Source organism: Candidatus Epulonipiscium sp., assembly GCA_012519205.1.
Taxonomy (GTDB): Bacteria; Bacillota; Clostridia; order Lachnospirales; family Defluviitaleaceae; genus JAAYQR01.
The window spans coordinates 1-16,021 of sequence record JAAYQR010000022.1 but is presented as its reverse complement, the minus strand read 5'-3'; the positions used below and the strand labels follow the sequence as shown (position 1 = coordinate 16,021).

General features: G+C 34.9%; 19 protein-coding genes and 1 riboswitch. Of the genes, 17 read left to right on the top strand and 2 right to left on the bottom strand.

Going from position 1 to position 16,021, the window contains the following annotated elements:
* Positions 1–8: 8 nt before the first annotated feature.
* The 5 genes from flgF to GX308_06930 all read left to right on the top strand — a co-directional run bounded on the left by flgF (position 9) and on the right by GX308_06930 (position 4,146).
* On the top strand, positions 9–767 hold the full coding sequence (gene flgF / locus GX308_06950; protein ID NLK21809.1) for a flagellar basal-body rod protein FlgF: 759 nt from the start codon (positions 9–11) through the stop codon (positions 765–767).
* Positions 768–782: 15 nt separating this feature from the next.
* Positions 783–1,598: a flagellar basal-body rod protein FlgG gene (gene flgG, locus GX308_06945; GenBank protein NLK21808.1), complete on the top strand. Its 816-nt coding sequence runs from the start codon at positions 783–785 to the stop codon at positions 1,596–1,598.
* Between the two features lie 14 nt (positions 1,599–1,612).
* Positions 1,613–1,966, top strand: a complete 354-nt coding sequence (locus GX308_06940; protein NLK21807.1) for a flagellar biosynthesis protein FlgJ — start codon at positions 1,613–1,615, stop codon at positions 1,964–1,966.
* A 197-nt stretch (positions 1,967–2,163) separates the two neighbouring features.
* The gene (locus GX308_06935) at positions 2,164–2,622 is read left to right on the top strand and encodes a small multi-drug export protein (GenBank protein NLK21806.1); all 459 of its coding nucleotides are present in this window, start codon (positions 2,164–2,166) and stop codon (positions 2,620–2,622) included.
* A gap of 116 nt (positions 2,623–2,738) precedes the next feature.
* Positions 2,739–2,847, top strand: a riboswitch (SAM riboswitch).
* Positions 2,848–2,958: 111 nt separating this feature from the next.
* Complete coding sequence (locus GX308_06930) at positions 2,959–4,146, top strand: methionine adenosyltransferase (GenBank protein NLK21805.1); 1,188 nt, start codon at positions 2,959–2,961, stop codon at positions 4,144–4,146.
* 189 nt (positions 4,147–4,335) lie between these two features.
* Here the strand turns inward: GX308_06930 and GX308_06925 are convergent, their stop codons facing one another.
* Both GX308_06925 and GX308_06920 read right to left on the bottom strand, forming a co-directional pair.
* On the bottom strand, positions 4,336–4,728 hold the full coding sequence (locus GX308_06925; protein ID NLK21804.1) for a hypothetical protein: 393 nt from the start codon (positions 4,726–4,728) through the stop codon (positions 4,336–4,338).
* 139 nt (positions 4,729–4,867) lie between these two features.
* Positions 4,868–5,101 carry a helix-turn-helix domain-containing protein gene (locus GX308_06920; protein NLK21803.1) on the bottom strand — a complete coding sequence of 78 codons (234 nt, stop codon included), beginning with the start codon at positions 5,099–5,101 and terminating at the stop codon, positions 4,868–4,870.
* 66 nt (positions 5,102–5,167) lie between these two features.
* Between GX308_06920 and tnpA the strand changes: the two genes are divergently transcribed.
* The 12 genes from tnpA to csrA all read left to right on the top strand — a co-directional run bounded on the left by tnpA (position 5,168) and on the right by csrA (position 15,805).
* A complete protein-coding gene (tnpA, locus tag GX308_06915; GenBank protein NLK21802.1) occupies positions 5,168–5,584 on the top strand; it encodes an IS200/IS605 family transposase in 417 nt (138 codons plus the stop codon).
* Between the two features lie 93 nt (positions 5,585–5,677).
* Positions 5,678–7,921, top strand: a complete 2,244-nt coding sequence (locus GX308_06910; protein ID NLK21801.1) for an ATP-dependent RecD-like DNA helicase — start codon at positions 5,678–5,680, stop codon at positions 7,919–7,921.
* 50 nt (positions 7,922–7,971) lie between these two features.
* Positions 7,972–8,685, top strand: coding sequence for a ComF family protein (locus GX308_06905; protein ID NLK21800.1), 714 nt, complete (start codon positions 7,972–7,974; stop codon positions 8,683–8,685).
* Between the two features lie 16 nt (positions 8,686–8,701).
* Positions 8,702–8,974 carry a hypothetical protein gene (locus tag GX308_06900; protein ID NLK21799.1) on the top strand — a complete coding sequence of 91 codons (273 nt, stop codon included), beginning with the start codon at positions 8,702–8,704 and terminating at the stop codon, positions 8,972–8,974.
* Entirely contained in the window at positions 8,955–9,380 is a 426-nt protein-coding gene (locus GX308_06895; protein NLK21798.1) for a MerR family transcriptional regulator, read from the top strand. Before GX308_06900 ends, GX308_06895 begins: the two co-directional genes overlap by 20 nt.
* A 105-nt stretch (positions 9,381–9,485) precedes the next feature.
* A complete protein-coding gene (flgM, locus tag GX308_06890) occupies positions 9,486–9,764 on the top strand; it encodes a flagellar biosynthesis anti-sigma factor FlgM (GenBank protein NLK21797.1) in 279 nt (92 codons plus the stop codon).
* 19 nt (positions 9,765–9,783) lie between these two features.
* Positions 9,784–10,290 carry a flagellar protein FlgN gene (locus GX308_06885; protein NLK21796.1) on the top strand — a complete coding sequence of 169 codons (507 nt, stop codon included), beginning with the start codon at positions 9,784–9,786 and terminating at the stop codon, positions 10,288–10,290.
* 11 nt (positions 10,291–10,301) lie between these two features.
* Complete coding sequence (gene flgK, locus GX308_06880) at positions 10,302–11,873, top strand: flagellar hook-associated protein FlgK (protein NLK21795.1); 1,572 nt, start codon at positions 10,302–10,304, stop codon at positions 11,871–11,873.
* Between the two features lie 11 nt (positions 11,874–11,884).
* Positions 11,885–13,669, top strand: coding sequence for a flagellar hook-associated protein FlgK (gene flgK / locus GX308_06875; protein NLK21794.1), 1,785 nt, complete (start codon positions 11,885–11,887; stop codon positions 13,667–13,669).
* A gap of 14 nt (positions 13,670–13,683) precedes the next feature.
* The gene (flgL, locus tag GX308_06870; protein ID NLK21793.1) at positions 13,684–14,991 is read left to right on the top strand and encodes a flagellar hook-associated protein FlgL; all 1,308 of its coding nucleotides are present in this window, start codon (positions 13,684–13,686) and stop codon (positions 14,989–14,991) included.
* A gap of 117 nt (positions 14,992–15,108) precedes the next feature.
* Positions 15,109–15,573, top strand: coding sequence for a flagellar assembly protein FliW (locus GX308_06865; GenBank protein NLK21792.1), 465 nt, complete (start codon positions 15,109–15,111; stop codon positions 15,571–15,573).
* A gap of 1 nt (position 15,574) precedes the next feature.
* Positions 15,575–15,805 (top strand): carbon storage regulator CsrA, encoded by a 231-nt coding sequence (gene csrA, locus GX308_06860; GenBank protein ID NLK21791.1) that lies wholly within the window; start codon positions 15,575–15,577, stop codon positions 15,803–15,805.
* Positions 15,806–16,021: the final 216 nt, after the last annotated feature.

Genomic DNA, 16,021 nt, shown 5'->3' with positions numbered 1-16,021 from the left:
GAATTTAGTTGATAAAAGGACTATATACTTCTGCAATAGGAATGACAACACAGTTTAAGAAAATGGACGTTATTTCTAATAATTTAGCCAATGTAGATACCACGGGATTTAAAAAGGACGTTGTTGTATCTCATTCATTTCCCGAAAAGTTGGCAAAGAGAATTAATGATAGGAAAAATGGATTTTCTAATAATAACAATATTGGGAGAATGAGTTTAGGTGTATATGTAGGTGAAGTCCATACAAATTATATGCAGGGATCCCTTAATCAAACCCACAATCCTTTTAATATAGCCATCCAAGGAAAAGGTTTTTTTGCCATTCAGACAGCGGATGGAAGTGAAAAGTATACAAGAGATGGTTCCTTTATCCTAGCTCCTGATGGAAGGCTTATGACAAAGGAAGGGAATTTAGTATTAGGAGAAAACGGGGTTATCTCTCTAGAACAAGGGGATATGCGAATTGATAATGATGGGAATATATTTCTAGATGATGAATGGGTTGATAAACTTAGGGTAGTAGATTTTGAGAATCCCGAAACCCTTAAAAAAGTAGGGGATAACCTATTAGAAAGAACAGGTAATACCCAGGGGAAAACTTTTGAAGGTAGCCTTATACAAGGGTTTTTAGAAACTTCAAATGTAAATATAGTTAAAGAAATGGTAGATATGATTACTGCTTCAAGAACCTATGAGGCAAATCAAAAGGCTATTTTGGCCCATGATGAGACACTGGGAAGGGCAGTCAACGAAGTAGGAAAATTATAATAGGGGGAATATAATATGATGCGTTCTTTATGGACAGCAGCCTCAGGAATGGTATCCCAGCAGATGAACGTAGATACTATTTCAAATAATTTAGCAAATGTTAATACAGTGGGGTATAAAAAAAGCAGAATGGAATTTAAATCTCTACTATACGAAACCATGGCAAAGGCAGGGGTGGATGGAAATGGAGCAGGACGACCGGTAAACTTACAAATTGGTCATGGGGTTAGAGCAATTTCTACCGCTAAAACTTACACAATGGGTAATATAGAAATGACTGATAACCCATTGGATTTAGCTATAGATGGGGAAGGTTTTTTTGCAGTTTTAGGTGCGAATGATGAATACCTATACACTAGGGATGGGGCTTTTAAAATTAGTATGCTTGATGGGGAAGCTATGTTGGTTACATCCGATGGATATCCCATACTAAGTACAGATGAAGAACCCATATATATTCCACCAGAAGTAAATATATCTAGTTTAATTATAGGGGAAGATGGAAACTTCTCCTATGTAGACGGTGAAGGGACTACTATAGATTTAGGTATACAACTTTTAGTTGTACAATTTCCCAATAGGGCGGGGCTAGAAAACATAGGACACAACTTTGTAAAACAAACCAGTGCTTCTGGAGAGGCTATGTATGAGATAGATGATGAAGTAAATACAAGAAGCAAGCTAATTCAAGGAAGCCTAGAATCCTCCAATGTTCAGGTAGTGGAGGAGATGGTAAAATTGATTATTGCCCAAAGGGCATATGAAACTAATTCAAAGGCAATCCAAACCTCAGATGATATGCTTGCTCAAGCAAATCAGTTAAAAAGATAGGGGTCTGATTTAAAATGAAAATAAATGGAATTAACCTACCGACTTCTTATCCCATAGAAAATGCATTTCAGATTCAAAGACAAAATCAAAAAACTGAGAGTTTTGAAGAAGCATTAAAAAAAGCTTCGAAGGATAAAGATGAGGTAGTTCTTAAAAAGGCATGTAAAGAATTTGAGGCATATTTTATCAATCAGATGTTTAAAGAAATGAGAAGTACGGTACAACCAGGAGGTCTCATAGAAAAAAGTAGAACTGAAGAAATATTCCAGGAGATGCTAGATGAAGAATATTCCAAAGGTGCTTCTCAAGGAACTGGTATAGGTTTAGCAGATATGCTCTACAAACAACTTTCCAAAGAATCCAAATAAAATCGCCATTTATGGCGATTTTATTTATAAGTATACACCCCAAGATTTTTCGATTCCCTCAGGATGACATATTAGAGACATACCTCATCATTCTGGAGCAGCGAAGAATCTTATTTAAATCTACAGGGATTGTGTTATAATCTTTATAAAAACAGTATACTATTTATATTAGAATACAATATGATAGGTGTGAATCTATGGATTTTTTTCCAGACGAACTTATGACATTTTTTATTGCTGCGGTTCCCGTATTAGAGCAAAAGGTAGCTATCCCATATGGGATTATACAGGGAATCGGCTTTTGGGAAGTATACCTTTTAACACTCCTAGGAGCTGTTTTTCCAAGTCCATTTATTATTTTGTTCGTAAATAAGATATTTAAATTATTAAGAAAAATTCCCAAAATGCATACTATTACTCACTGGATTGAAGAACGAACCATGAAAAAAAGCAAAAGCATTGCTAAGTATCAGCTTTTGGGTCTTTTTATATTTGTGGCGATACCTTTGCCGGGTACTGGGGTATGGACTGGTTCCTTGGCAGCAGCCTTACTGTATTTAGAATTTAAAAGATCGATTTTGGTTGTGTTTTTGGGAGCTATGGTATCGGGAATCTTAATATCCTTTTTAACCTATGGCATTGGGATTTTTATTTGAAAAGTCATCTACATAAATCCAAGTACAACAATATCAATGATACTCATGGCACCTAACGCCTTGACAAGGTCTTATTTAAACTGATATACTCAGTTTATCATGAATTTCATCTTAATTTCTTATCAAGAGAGGTGGAGGGATGGGCCCGATGAAACTCAGCAACCAGCATTATTATGCACTGGTGCTAATTCCCTTAGAATATTCTTATATTCTAAAAGATGAGGAAGTTCAAAACCTTGTCAAAGGTTTTTTTTGTTGGGATAAACTTCCCATGTCTTCGATTAAACGAATGAAAAATGATTCTTTAATCAAAATATAATACAAGGAGTGATACATATGTCAAAGAGACTATTTACATCGGAATCCGTGACAGAGGGACATCCGGATAAAATATGCGATCAAATTTCAGATGCAGTATTAGATGCCATATTAGCCCAAGATCCTTATGCTAGGGTGGCATGTGAAACAGCAGTGACAACGGGGATGGTACTAGTGATGGGGGAAATAACAACCAACTGTTATGTGGATATCCCTAAGGTTGTAAGAAAAAAAATCAAAGAAATAGGTTATGATAGGGCAAAGTTTGGTTTTGATTTCGATACCTGTGCTGTCCTTACATCCTTAGACGAGCAATCGGGAGATATTGCTATGGGAGTAGATAAATCCTTAGAGGCAAAACAGGAGGATTCTACCGTAATTGATGAATCTATAGGGGCAGGGGATCAGGGAATGATGTTTGGGTTTGCCTGTGACGAGACCGAGGAACTTATGCCAATGCCTATTTCCCTAGCTCATAAATTATCAATGAAATTATCAGAAGTACGTAAAAATGGCACCCTTCCATACCTAAGACCTGATGGCAAATCCCAAGTTACGGTAGAATATGAGAAAGATAAGCCCATTAGGGTGGATACAGTCGTCATTTCAACACAACATGGGCCGGAAATAGATCAGTCCACCATTAAAAGAGATATAATGGAATATGTAATAAAACCGATAATACCAAAACACCTTTTAGATAAAGATACGAAATATTATATTAATCCTACAGGTAGATTCGTAATAGGAGGCCCCCAAGGGGATTCTGGTCTTACGGGAAGAAAGATTATTGTAGATACCTATGGTGGATATGCAAGCCATGGTGGTGGGGCATTTTCCGGTAAGGATCCAACTAAGGTAGATCGTTCGGCAGCTTATGCAGCTCGCTATGTAGCTAAGAATATTGTGGCTTCCGGCATAGCGACAAAATGTGAAATAGAACTGGCTTATGCCATAGGGATTGCAGAACCTATATCCATTCTAGTAAATACCCATGGCACTGGTAAGATATCCGATGAAGCCATTACAGATTTGGTAAAAAAGCATTTTGATTTAAGGCCAGCAGCAATCATTAAGAATTTGGATCTTAGAAAACCGATTTATACAAAAATAGCAGCCTACGGACATTTTGGGAGAACAGATTTAGAACTTCCTTGGGAAAAGGTGGACAAGGCAGAAGAACTAAAAAAAGCAGCAAACATATAATTAGATTTAATAGGGGACGCTTTCCACGGCGTCCTTTTCATATTTCCCTTTTCTTTTGCACAAAAATATCTTATGGTGACATGCTCCCCCACTAAACCTAAACAGTTTTGAGGGGGCTTCTTGGGACGTACTAACCTAATGGTTGCTATTATTACCAAGCTCTACGGGTAAGCCATACCCTGTTTGTATTTAATATTTTAACAACAAGTTACCTTGATTTTTAATATTTATACTTGCGTTTAAATCTCTCTCTACCTTATTGCCATATTCACAAGTATATACTCTATCTGATAGTTTCCTTTGTGCTTTTACAAGTTTAGATTCTAATAATCTAAAAAACCTTGGATAACTAGTTCTTTGGTTTTTGGAGCTAACAAATAATTCTTTCATTGAAAAATCTAAACCTACTATGTTGTCATTACTTGGAACTTGAACTACTTCTTTTTCAAATTCCGTAGTAATGTTGACAAAATAAGCACATATAGGTACTTGGCTAATAGTAGCAGATAATATTTTACAATTTGAAGGGATTTCTCTATGAAATTTAGTTTTTAATAATCCTAATTTGGGAAACTTTAACATGTCTCCTTCAATTCTTATTGAATTGTTCGTGTTTTTAGTTGTATATGATTTAGTATTATTTTTTAGATTTGAATTTAGGATATTTAGTTCTCTTTTGAAAGAAATTTTTAAAAGCAGTGTCTAAATTTCTAAGTGCCGATTAGGGAGAAACACTATCGACTTCTTTAAGACAAATTAAGTCTTTCTTCAAAGAAGTTAATTCCTTAGCTTGATTAACATAAGTAGTTGATTTTTTTTCATTCCTGTATAATTCAATTCTTTTGTTAAGAAAATGATTATATGTAAATCTAACACAGCCAAAAGTTTTATGAATTAATGTTAGTTGTCCTTTGGTAGGATATATTCTAAACTTAAAAGCTTTATTGATTTTCATAGATTTCACACCTCCATTGTGCTATAATTGTATGGTAATTTAGCTTAGCTGTAAAGGAGTTTTAAGGTGAAAGATAATGAATTTAAAAGCAATAGACATTCAATATATAATCTAAAATATCATTTGGTTGTAACAACTAAATATAGACACAAATGTATTAACAAAGAAATATTAGATGATTTAAACGAAATATTTAAAAATATAATCAAAGGAAAGAACGGGACTATAATTGAATTTAACGGAGAACCCGACAACGTTCACTTACTATTTGAAATTCCTCCACAAGTAGAATTAGCAAAATTAGTTAATACTTTGAAAACTGTTTCTTCAAGGTTGATTAGGAAAAAGCACAGTGAATATTTAAAAGAATACTACTTGGAACCAGTGTTTTGGAGTAGAAGTTATTGCATTTTAACAACTGGAGGGGCAACAATAGAAATAATTGAAAAATATATTCGTTCTCAAGCAGGAGTTAAAGATTAAAACCGTTCCGATTCATCCTCTAGGTAGAGGAGAGAGTTTTTTAGAAACGTATTGATAAAATAAATAGATATATAAAATGAATGGTGTGAACATATGAGCGAACAAATAATAATAGAAGGAATTATGGAAGATATTATATTCCGTAACGAAGAAAATGGTTATACGGTCTGCTCTATAGAATCGAAAGAAGAAGAGATAGTATGTGTTGGGACCCTTCTAGGAGTGCACCCAGGGGAAAACATTAAAATAGTAGGAACATGGGTAATACATCCAATCTACGGGAAGCAGCTTCAGATAGATAGCTATGAGAAAACAACTCCTAAAACAGAAGAAGGTATAGAAAAATACTTGAGTTCGGGAGTAATAAAAGGCATAGGCCCGGCTCTTGCTAGAAGGATTGTAGAAAGATTTGGTCTTGATACCCTTCGTATCATAGAAGAAGAATGGGAGCGCTTAGATGAAGTAAAGGGTATAAGTAGGGAAAAGGCACTCCAAATAGGGGAAATATTTCATGAGCAAAGGGAGCTTAGAAGGGCTGTTTTATTTCTTCAAGACTACGGAATTTCCCCCACCTATGCCCTAAAAATCTATAAACAGTATGGTGAAAAAACTATAGATATAGTTAAAAACAATCCCTACCGTCTCGCGGAGGATGTTTTTGGTATAGGTTTTAAAATGGCGGATAAAATAGCAGAAACCATAGGTATAGACGGGGATTCCCCCCCTAGAATAAAGGCAGGAATTAAATTTATTCTTAATCAATATTCAAATAACGGGCACACCTATATGGTAAAAGAAAACTTAATAAAGTCTAGTTATGAATTACTTAGGGTACCGGAAGAATTAATAGAAAATGCCTTAATAGAACTCCAAATATATAAACAGATATGGCAGGAGAAAATTAATGATAGTGAGGTGGTCTACTTAACCCCCTTTTATTATGCGGAAATGAACGTGGCTAGGAGACTTATGGATTTTTTAGATGTAGAAGACGAAGATAAGAATGAAGAAATAGACAAAAAAATAGATAAATTAGAAAAACAAAAAAATATAATGCTTGCCGAGGAACAAAGAAAAGCAGTGAAAGAGGCCATCCAAAAAGAATTACTTATTATAACAGGGGGACCCGGAACAGGAAAAACCACCACTATAAATGCAATTATATCCTTATTAGAAGAACAAGAGTTAGAAGTAACCCTAGCAGCTCCCACGGGTAGAGCAGCAAAGCGTATGACGGAAGCTACAGGAAAAGAGGCGCAGACAATCCATAGATTATTGGAAATCAGCTTCTTAGAAGAGGATAATAAAAAACAGATATTTGAAAGAAATGAGGAAAGACCCTTAGAAACCGATGTACTTATAGTAGATGAAATGTCCATGGTAGATATACTTCTTATGAATAGCCTCCTTAAGGCAATTGCCTCTGGAACTAGATTGATTCTTGTAGGGGATGTAGACCAGCTCCCATCCGTAGGACCGGGCAATGTGTTAAGGGATATGATTTACAGTGAAACCATAAAAGTTGTAAGACTTACAGAAGTATTTAGGCAGGCAAGAGAAAGCGCCATAGTAATGAATGCCCATAGAATAAATAAAGGAGAACACCCTCTACTTAACGAAAAAGAAAAGGACTTCTTTTTTATTCAGAGGAGTATTAAAGATGAAGTCATAGAAACCATCCAGCAATTGGTCTTAAAGAGGATACCAGCCTTTGCAAAATGTGACCCTATAAAAGATATACAAGTTCTAACTCCTATGAGAAAAACCCCCCTAGGGGTAATGCATCTTAACACCATGCTTCAACAAGCCCTAAATCCTCCCTCTAGGAAAAAGAGGGAAAAGGAATACCGCATGAACTTATTGCGGGAGGGAGATAAGGTAATGCAAATTAAGAACAATTATAATATCCCTTGGAAAATATACAATGAAGTGGGTATAAAGATGGAAGAAGGAGTGGGGATTTTTAACGGAGATGGAGGAGTCATACTAGAAATTGATGATGAAGCTCAAACTCTAACTGTATTATTTGATGATTTTAAGACTGTGGAATATGAATTTAGTCAGCTGGATGAACTAGAATTGGCTTATGCAGTGACCATCCATAAATCCCAAGGCTCGGAATATCCCATAGTCATAATACCCATCCATAGCGGACCATATATGCTCATGAATAGAAATCTACTTTATACGGCAGTTACAAGAGCAAAACAACTAGTAGTTATTGTAGGACTTGCTACTACCCTCTACCATATGGTAGATAACAACCGCGAAATTAATAGATATTCTGCATTATCTTATAGATTAAAGAAAATAAAATCATCAATGACGCCATTTTGAAAAGAATAATCGTTTAAGAATAGCAAAGAAGCTATCTAAAGGGTGATAAAATGAGGTACTTAGATATAATTCTAGATATCATCTACCCCCCTAGGTGTATATTTTGCAAAGATATCATTCCTATCCAAAAGGAAAAGGGGATATGCGAAGAATGTAAAAAAAACCTTTCCTTCGTAGAAGGTAAAACCTGCCAAAGGTGCGGTAAACCCATAGAAAAAAAGAGAGATACATGTCTAGATTGTATCAAGTATCCCCCTGAATATGAAAAAGGGTGGGCAGTTTTTGTATATGAAGGCTTAATAAGGGATATGATGTATAGATTTAAATATGGGGGCTATAAAGAATATGCTAGATACCTAGGTCATTTAATGGCTGATAAAATAAGAAATGAGGCCCCAAATGAAAAATTTGATTTAATTATACCTATTCCAATTCATCCAAACAGAAAAAAATCAAGGGGATATAATCAAGGGGAAGAACTGGCAAAAACAATCTCCAAAGAATTAAATTCGCCCATGGATACTTCTATTTTAATTAGAACAAAGGAAACAAGGCCCCAAAGTGGGCTAACTATAATCGAAAGAAAAAACAATATAAAAAATGCTTTTAAAATCAAAATCAATATGGATTTAAAACAAATGAAAATCCTATTAGTAGACGATATATATACTACAGGGGCCACTATTAATTCCTGTGCAAAACTACTGAAGAATAAAAATGCCGGTAAAATTTACTTTGTTTCATTGAGTATAGGGCATAGCTAAACTAAGGGGGAATACTATGGCATACGATATCTGTAAAATTTGTGGAAGATTTTTTCCAAAAAATAGTAGGGAATATTGTAAAGAGTGTTATGAGAAGGATAAACAAGAATACAATATAGTAAGGGATTATGTTTTAAAGCATAGAGGGGTTAATGCAATGGAAGTATCAAATGTAACAGGGATTTCCATTAAAACAATTTACCGTTTTATAGATGAAGAAAGAATCGACATTGACAAAAAAAGCAAAATAAATGAAGAGGAGTGGGAAAATGGATGTAAGAAATTGTAGAAGATGCAATAGGCTATTTCAATACATTGTTGGGAGGATGATTTGTCCTAGTTGTAAGGAGGAAGAAGAAAAGGAATTTAAGAGAGTAAAAGATTATTTATATGATCATCCAAAGGCAAATATGATTGAAGTATCAGAAGCAACAGAAGTTCCTGTTACCTCAATAAAACATTATCTTCGCGAAGGAAGGCTTATTATTACTAATGATTCACCCATAGGCATTGAATGTGAAAAATGTGGTGCAACGATAAAAACAGGGAGATTTTGTGAAAGGTGTGCCTATGAATTAGAAAGGGATATGCGTTCTGTTACAAACAGTCTTCAAAATTCAACAAAAAACATAAGCACCGATCCCAAAAAATCAAGAATGCACTATTTAAATAAAGATAAAATCGGGGGAAAATAAGGGTGAACATTGTTCCCCTTATTTTTTTATGATATAAGACTAAATTCTTATTCCACTGGTGACGATATAAGTAGTAAGAGAAAAAACAAAAAAGAAGGTGAGCATATGAAAATAACTGGCGTAAATAAAGTATTAGAAGCTTATAACACGACTAGTACTAAAAAATCAGAAAGGCAAAAGCCGGTTCATAAAAAAGATATTTTTGCCCTATCAAAAGAGGGAAAGGACTTTCAAACAGCCCTTAACGCAATTTCTAAGACCCCTGATATAAGGGAAGAAAAGGTACAAGAAATAAAGCAAAAAATACAATCAGGAATCTATAATGTGGGTGCTAAAGAAGTAGCAGACAAAATAGTTGATAATTCTTTTGATATTAAGATTTAATCATAAATGAGGGATTAATGTGGCAGGATTAATATACGATTTAATAGAGGTGTTAGAAGGAGAAATAGGATTTTATACGATTCTTTTAAAAATATCCAAAGAAAAGACAGATATCATTGTTTCAGGAGATGTTTTAGCTCTTCAAAAACTAACAAAAAAAGAACAAGAAGCTGTATCCCAAAATATAAGGCTAGAAAAACAAAGAGAAACAATAGTAGGGGATATAGCCCTAGTCTTAAACGAAAAAAAGGAAGGGCTAACCATAACTAAGTTAATAGAAAAACTTGAAAACACCATAGAAGAAAAAGAAAAGTTAAAAACAATCCAAAAAAGAATAAATGACTTAATTATTCAATTAAAACAAGTAAATGAGCAAAATAAAGTTCTTTTAAATCAATCTATGGAAATGATTAATTTTACCATGAATGCCATACAAAGTACCCGTTCCTTTACAACAAATGATTATGGAGATGGCGGAAGGTTCCAAGGTGCAAGTGGTCGAAACTTTTTTGATACGAAACAATAGGGGGTAATTTTGTGAGTTCAATGGCGAGTTTATCCAGGGTCATATCCGGCCTTAATGCAAGTCAGACAGGACTTGAAGTAACAGGGCATAATTTAGCCAATGCCAATACCGCGGGATATGTAAGACAACAGGTACTACAAAATGATAGTTTTTATATGGTAGTTGGGCGAAATGGAAAGGACCTTCTTTCTGTTGGAGCCGGAACCGATGTAACCGAGATAAGGCAAATTCGAGATGAGTTTTTAGATAAAGCATATAGGACCCAAATTTCTTCACAGCAATTTTACAAGGTTCAATATGATGCAGTAATGGAAATAGAAACTATATTAGGGGAAGTAGATGGAGAAAGTTTTAGCGGTGTTTTAAGGGATTTTTGGGGACAACTGCAAAACCTTTCTACAGCACCCCAAGACCAAAGTATAAGAACCCAATTTATACAAAGTGCCAGTGTTTTAGTAGATAAGGTTAACTATATTGATGAAAAACTTACGGACTATCAAAATAGCCTAAACTTACAGATAAAAGAAGCAGTAGGCAGGATTAATTATTTAGCAGAGGGTATAAAGGAGCTAAATGAAAAAATTTCAAAATATGAGATAGGTGGGGACCGAGCAAACGATTTAAGGGATCAAAGAAATAATCTTCTAGATGAACTAGCACAGTATATCGAGATATCATATAAAGAAGATAAGGCAGGCAGAGTAGATGTTCTAGCAGAAGGACATACCTTAGTATCGGGAAATCTAGTATCAAAAATAACTACAACGGGTATCGATTCAAGTACTGTCAGTTCATTTATAAAACCTGTCTGGGAAGCAGATAATTCAGAAGTAATCAGGTTTAACAAACCAATAGGAGCAGAATTTCAAAATGATACAGGAAAATTAAAGGCTCTCCTTTTAACAAGGGGTAATACCTCAGCGGATTATAGAGATACCAAGGATCATGAGGCATATAAAAAGGTAGAACCTTATTTGATTCCTAGAATTCAAGCAGAATTTGACAGGTTAATTCATGATCTAACAATTGAAATCAATAAGGTATTAACTAGTCCACCGCCATCTGATGAAAATGGTGAACCACCAAAGGGTTTAGATGGAGAAAAAGGAGTGGAATTGTTTATTGCCAAGGAAACGAGGGATGGAAAGTTATATTCCGCAGGAAATATAATAATAAACCCCATTCTTTTAGATAATGATGGATATAAAAAGCTAGGCTTATCCTATGATGGGACTGTAGGGGATACTCAGGTTGTCCAGGAACTTTTAGATATATGGAAAAGGCCAAATTCAACCTATGATGAAACCATAGCCCATAAACTTAATTTTGAAGATTACTACTCGGAATTTGTCACTAGGGTTGCAGAAGGAGGCAATAAGGCCTCGCAAAAGATGGATGAAAAACAAGTTATAGTAACTAGCATAACCAATAATAGAAGTAGCATTTCAGATGTTTCAACGGATGAGGAAATGACAAATTTGATAAAATATCAGCATGCGTATAATGCATCTGCAAGGATGGTAAATATTATAGATTCTATGATTGATACCATTGTAAATCGAACTGGATTAGTAGGTAGATAGGAGGGAATATATTGAACTCTTCGTTTTTTGGAATAAATATCGGAGCCCAGGCTTTATATACAGCTAGAACAGCCTTAGACGTAACTTCCCATAATATATCAAACATGGGTACGGAGGGTTACTCAAGACAAATAGCAAAACAAAAAGCAACCATGCCCATTCCCCTAGGAACAGGGAAGGGGATGGTTGGAACGGGCTCAGAAGTATATGATATAGTAAGGCAAAGAGATGTATATTTAGACACTAAGTTTTGGAATGAAAATAAAATGCTTGGGGAATTTACCATAAAAAGAACCCAGCTTTCATTGATAGAAGGGATTTTCAATGAGCCTTCAGATGAAGGATTTAATACAATTTTTAATGACTTTTTCAGTGCTTTCCAAGAAGTGGCAGATAACCCAGAAAGCATGGAGGCGAGAAATGGGCTGAAGGAACAAGCCTTAACTTTTACCAAGTTCTTTAATGATGCAGCCACAAGATTAAAAGAGTATCAAAAAGATATTAATTTTGAAATTGGGGTAAGGGTAAAAGACATAAACACCATTGCTCAAAAGATAGAAAGTCTAAATAGGGAAATTTTCCGTTACGAAAGACATGGGGATAAAGCTAATGATTTAAGGGACCAAAGAGACCTATTGGTTGACAGACTTTCTAGAATCGTAAATACTGAAGCCAAAGAAATAGAAGCTCAAACCCCATCGGGGGAAATGCAGAAACAATTTATAGTATCTATCAATGGACAAACCCTAGTAAACCACTTTACATACAATCAATTGGAGATAAAAGTTAGGGAAAGTAAAAACAATCCAACAGATGCAGAGAATTTGTATGATATTTACTGGGGGGGTGGGGTGAAATTTGACACCACCAGCCCAACCTTAAGTGGAGAGATAAAGGGATACATGGATATAAGGGATGGTAATAATAACAATGGGTTTAAAGGCAAAATAGAATCAGTAGACATTGATACAAGAGAAATAGTAATAGCAAATGCATCCAAAGGGGATATGAATGAAACAGGCGAGATTAAGATTAATGGTAAAGCCTATAAATACTCCTCATTTAATTATGATGAAGATAGTAAAAAAGTAACTATGATACTGGAGATGGAAACTCCAATAGAACCAGGTTCACTTGAAAATCAAGAGGTACAAATAGGTTCTGATATGGGTTACAAAGGAATTCCTCATTATATGAACAGACTTAATGAATTTGTAAGAACCTTCGCTAGGGCATTTAATGAAGGAAAAACCAGAGGCGGAAAAGAAATACCAGAAATGACTGGCCATGCCGGTGGTTATGGTCTAAATGGTGAAACGGAAAATCACTTTTTTGCATATAGGAACGCAGATGGAAATATTAAGAATATGACCACGGGCATAGATTACGAAACCCTGACAGCAGAAAACTTTACCCTTTCAAAAGATATAGATGATGTAGCCAATATTGCAGCAGCTAAAGAAAAGGGACTTAAGGGCGATGGAAGAATGATGCAGGAACTCTTTTCTATAAAGATAAACACAGAAGTATTTAACGAAGGAACCCCGGGTTCTTATATGGAATCCATCATGGGGGAATTAGGGGTAAACACAAAACAAGCAGTTATGATTGAAGATATGCAAATCAACATATCAAAGATTGTAGAAAACCAACGGATGTCCGTATCCGGAGTAGACAGTAACGAAGAAATGACCAACCTAATTAAATTTAATCAAGCCTATAATATGGCAGCAAAAATGATTAGTGTCATGGATGCTATATACGATGTAACCATCAATCGCATGGGAGTTAGTTAATAAGGGGTGAGACAATGCGAATTACTAATAATATGATAATGAATAATACATTATTGGGTTTGAATAAAAATATGAAAAGGCTAGATACACTCTATAGCCAAATGACAACCTTAAAGAAGATACAAAGACCATCTGATGATCCAATTATAGCAGGCCGTGCCCTAAAATTCAGAACAAGAATAGCAGAAACTCAGCAGTTTCAGTCTAATATAAAACAAGCAAAAAGTTGGATGGGTGGTAGTGAGCAAGCCATAAAAAATATAGAAAGCATACTGGGAAGCATGAGAGATAGTTGTGTTCAAGGCTCTAATGATACCTTAGGAATAGATGAGCAAAAAAAGATTGCTGATCAATTGATGGAATTAAAGAAACAATTAATAAACGAGGGAAACGTAAGTTATGATGGAGGAAGATATTTATTTTCTGGATTTAGAACAGACACGAAGTTAGTGTTTGATAAAACAACCGACAAAAAGTTTGAGATTACACAAAGCTTTACCAAAGAGGATATAGAAGAAATAGAGATAGCGGGGAAGCATACCCAAGATAAAAAACCAGGAATTGCATATCGTATAAGACTGGCATATGATAATTTAAAAGATAATGTATCTGGGCTTACGGTTACGACGATGGATTCAAATTCTAATGATGCATATTACCCAACTAATTCAGGAACAGTCCACTATCTGAGAGATACAGGAGAACTTATTTTTCATGAGGAAGACATAGATACTATTGCTGATTTTACCATATCCTATGAAAAACACAGTTTTAAAGGGGGCGATTTAAACCCCGTTCATTACTTCGAATGCGAAGATTTAGATGGGGGAGAAAAATACGTTCCATCTACAGAAAAGATACAATATGAAGTTGGAATTAATAATAAAATAGAAGTTAATATCCTAGGAAAAGATATTCTAACCACAGATTTAATGAGGGATATTGATGAATTATCGAGACTGGTTGATGAAATTTATAGCATCGAAGAAGATGTCAAAAAGGGAAACAAGCCCGAAGATGAAAGGATGGGCCTTCTTGATGTATCTAGAAGGTTTAATAGTCTAATTGGCAAACTAGATAAACATCTAAGCCAAATTTCCACGGAAAAATCAGGACTAGGAAATAGAATGAAACGTCTTGAACTGGTATCCAACCGTCTAGCAGCCGATGAATTAAACTTTAAAGAACTTAATAATGATAATGAGGGGGTAGACCTAGAGGAAGTATATACTGAATTTAGTATGCAGCAAATTATTTATAATTCTGCCCTTAATGCAACTGCAAAAGTAATACAACCAACCCTCCTAGACTTTATCAGATAAAACCATGGGCGGCTAAAACCGCCCATAAAATCTTTAGTAATGTATTTCTAAAAAATTATACCCTTAAAATGTCTTATGCATCACAACTGTCAACAACCTAAAACGGAGGTAATCGAAATGACTGTAAAAACCAAACACTTCGGTGAAATAGAAATAAACCAAGAAAAAGTAATAAACTTTAAGGAAGGGATACCGGGATTTGAGGAGCATAAACAGTATCTACTGATAACCGATGAGGAAGATTCCACTAGCCCCTTTAGTTGGCTCCAATCATTAGAAGACGGAGATACGGCCTTTGTTTTAATTAATCCGTTTTCATTTATGCCAGATTATGCTCCCAATATAGATGAGGATTATCTAAAAACTTTAGGAGAGATTAGGGAAGGGTCTTATCTAATCTATGCCATAGTAGTAATACCCCAAGATATTACTGCTATGACTGCTAACCTAAAGGCGCCTATTATTATAAATATAGAAACACAAAAGGCCATGCAAGCAATATGTCAAAATGAAGAGTATCAAATCAAACACAGCATATATGCAGAATTTGAAAAGTCTCAATTAAAAAAGGCAGGTGAATAAAATGCTGGCCCTAACAAGGAAAAAAGGCGAATCCATAATAATCGGAGACGGCATAGAAATCACCGTACTAGAAGTGCAAGGAGAGCAAGTGAGAATAGGTATAGAGGCTCCAAAGTACATCCCAATTCATAGAAAAGAAGTCTACCTTCAAATACAAGAAGAAAATAAAGAAGCAACAAAATCGGACAAAGAGTCAATAGAAAAATTAAAAGAATTATTTAAAAAGGATTAATAAATTGTTAAAGTTATTTTTTCATTATCCGATATATAATATGAAACCAAAATGGTTGGCCAACCATTACCGCCTACTACGGAAAAATAGTACCGACGGGGTAGGCTGAAGGTACAAATAAAAGGACAAGGATGTCCTATATAATTCAAGGAGGAATGTATATGAGTAACATGGTAATCAATAATAATATGTTAGCAATCAACTCCCATAGGTCAT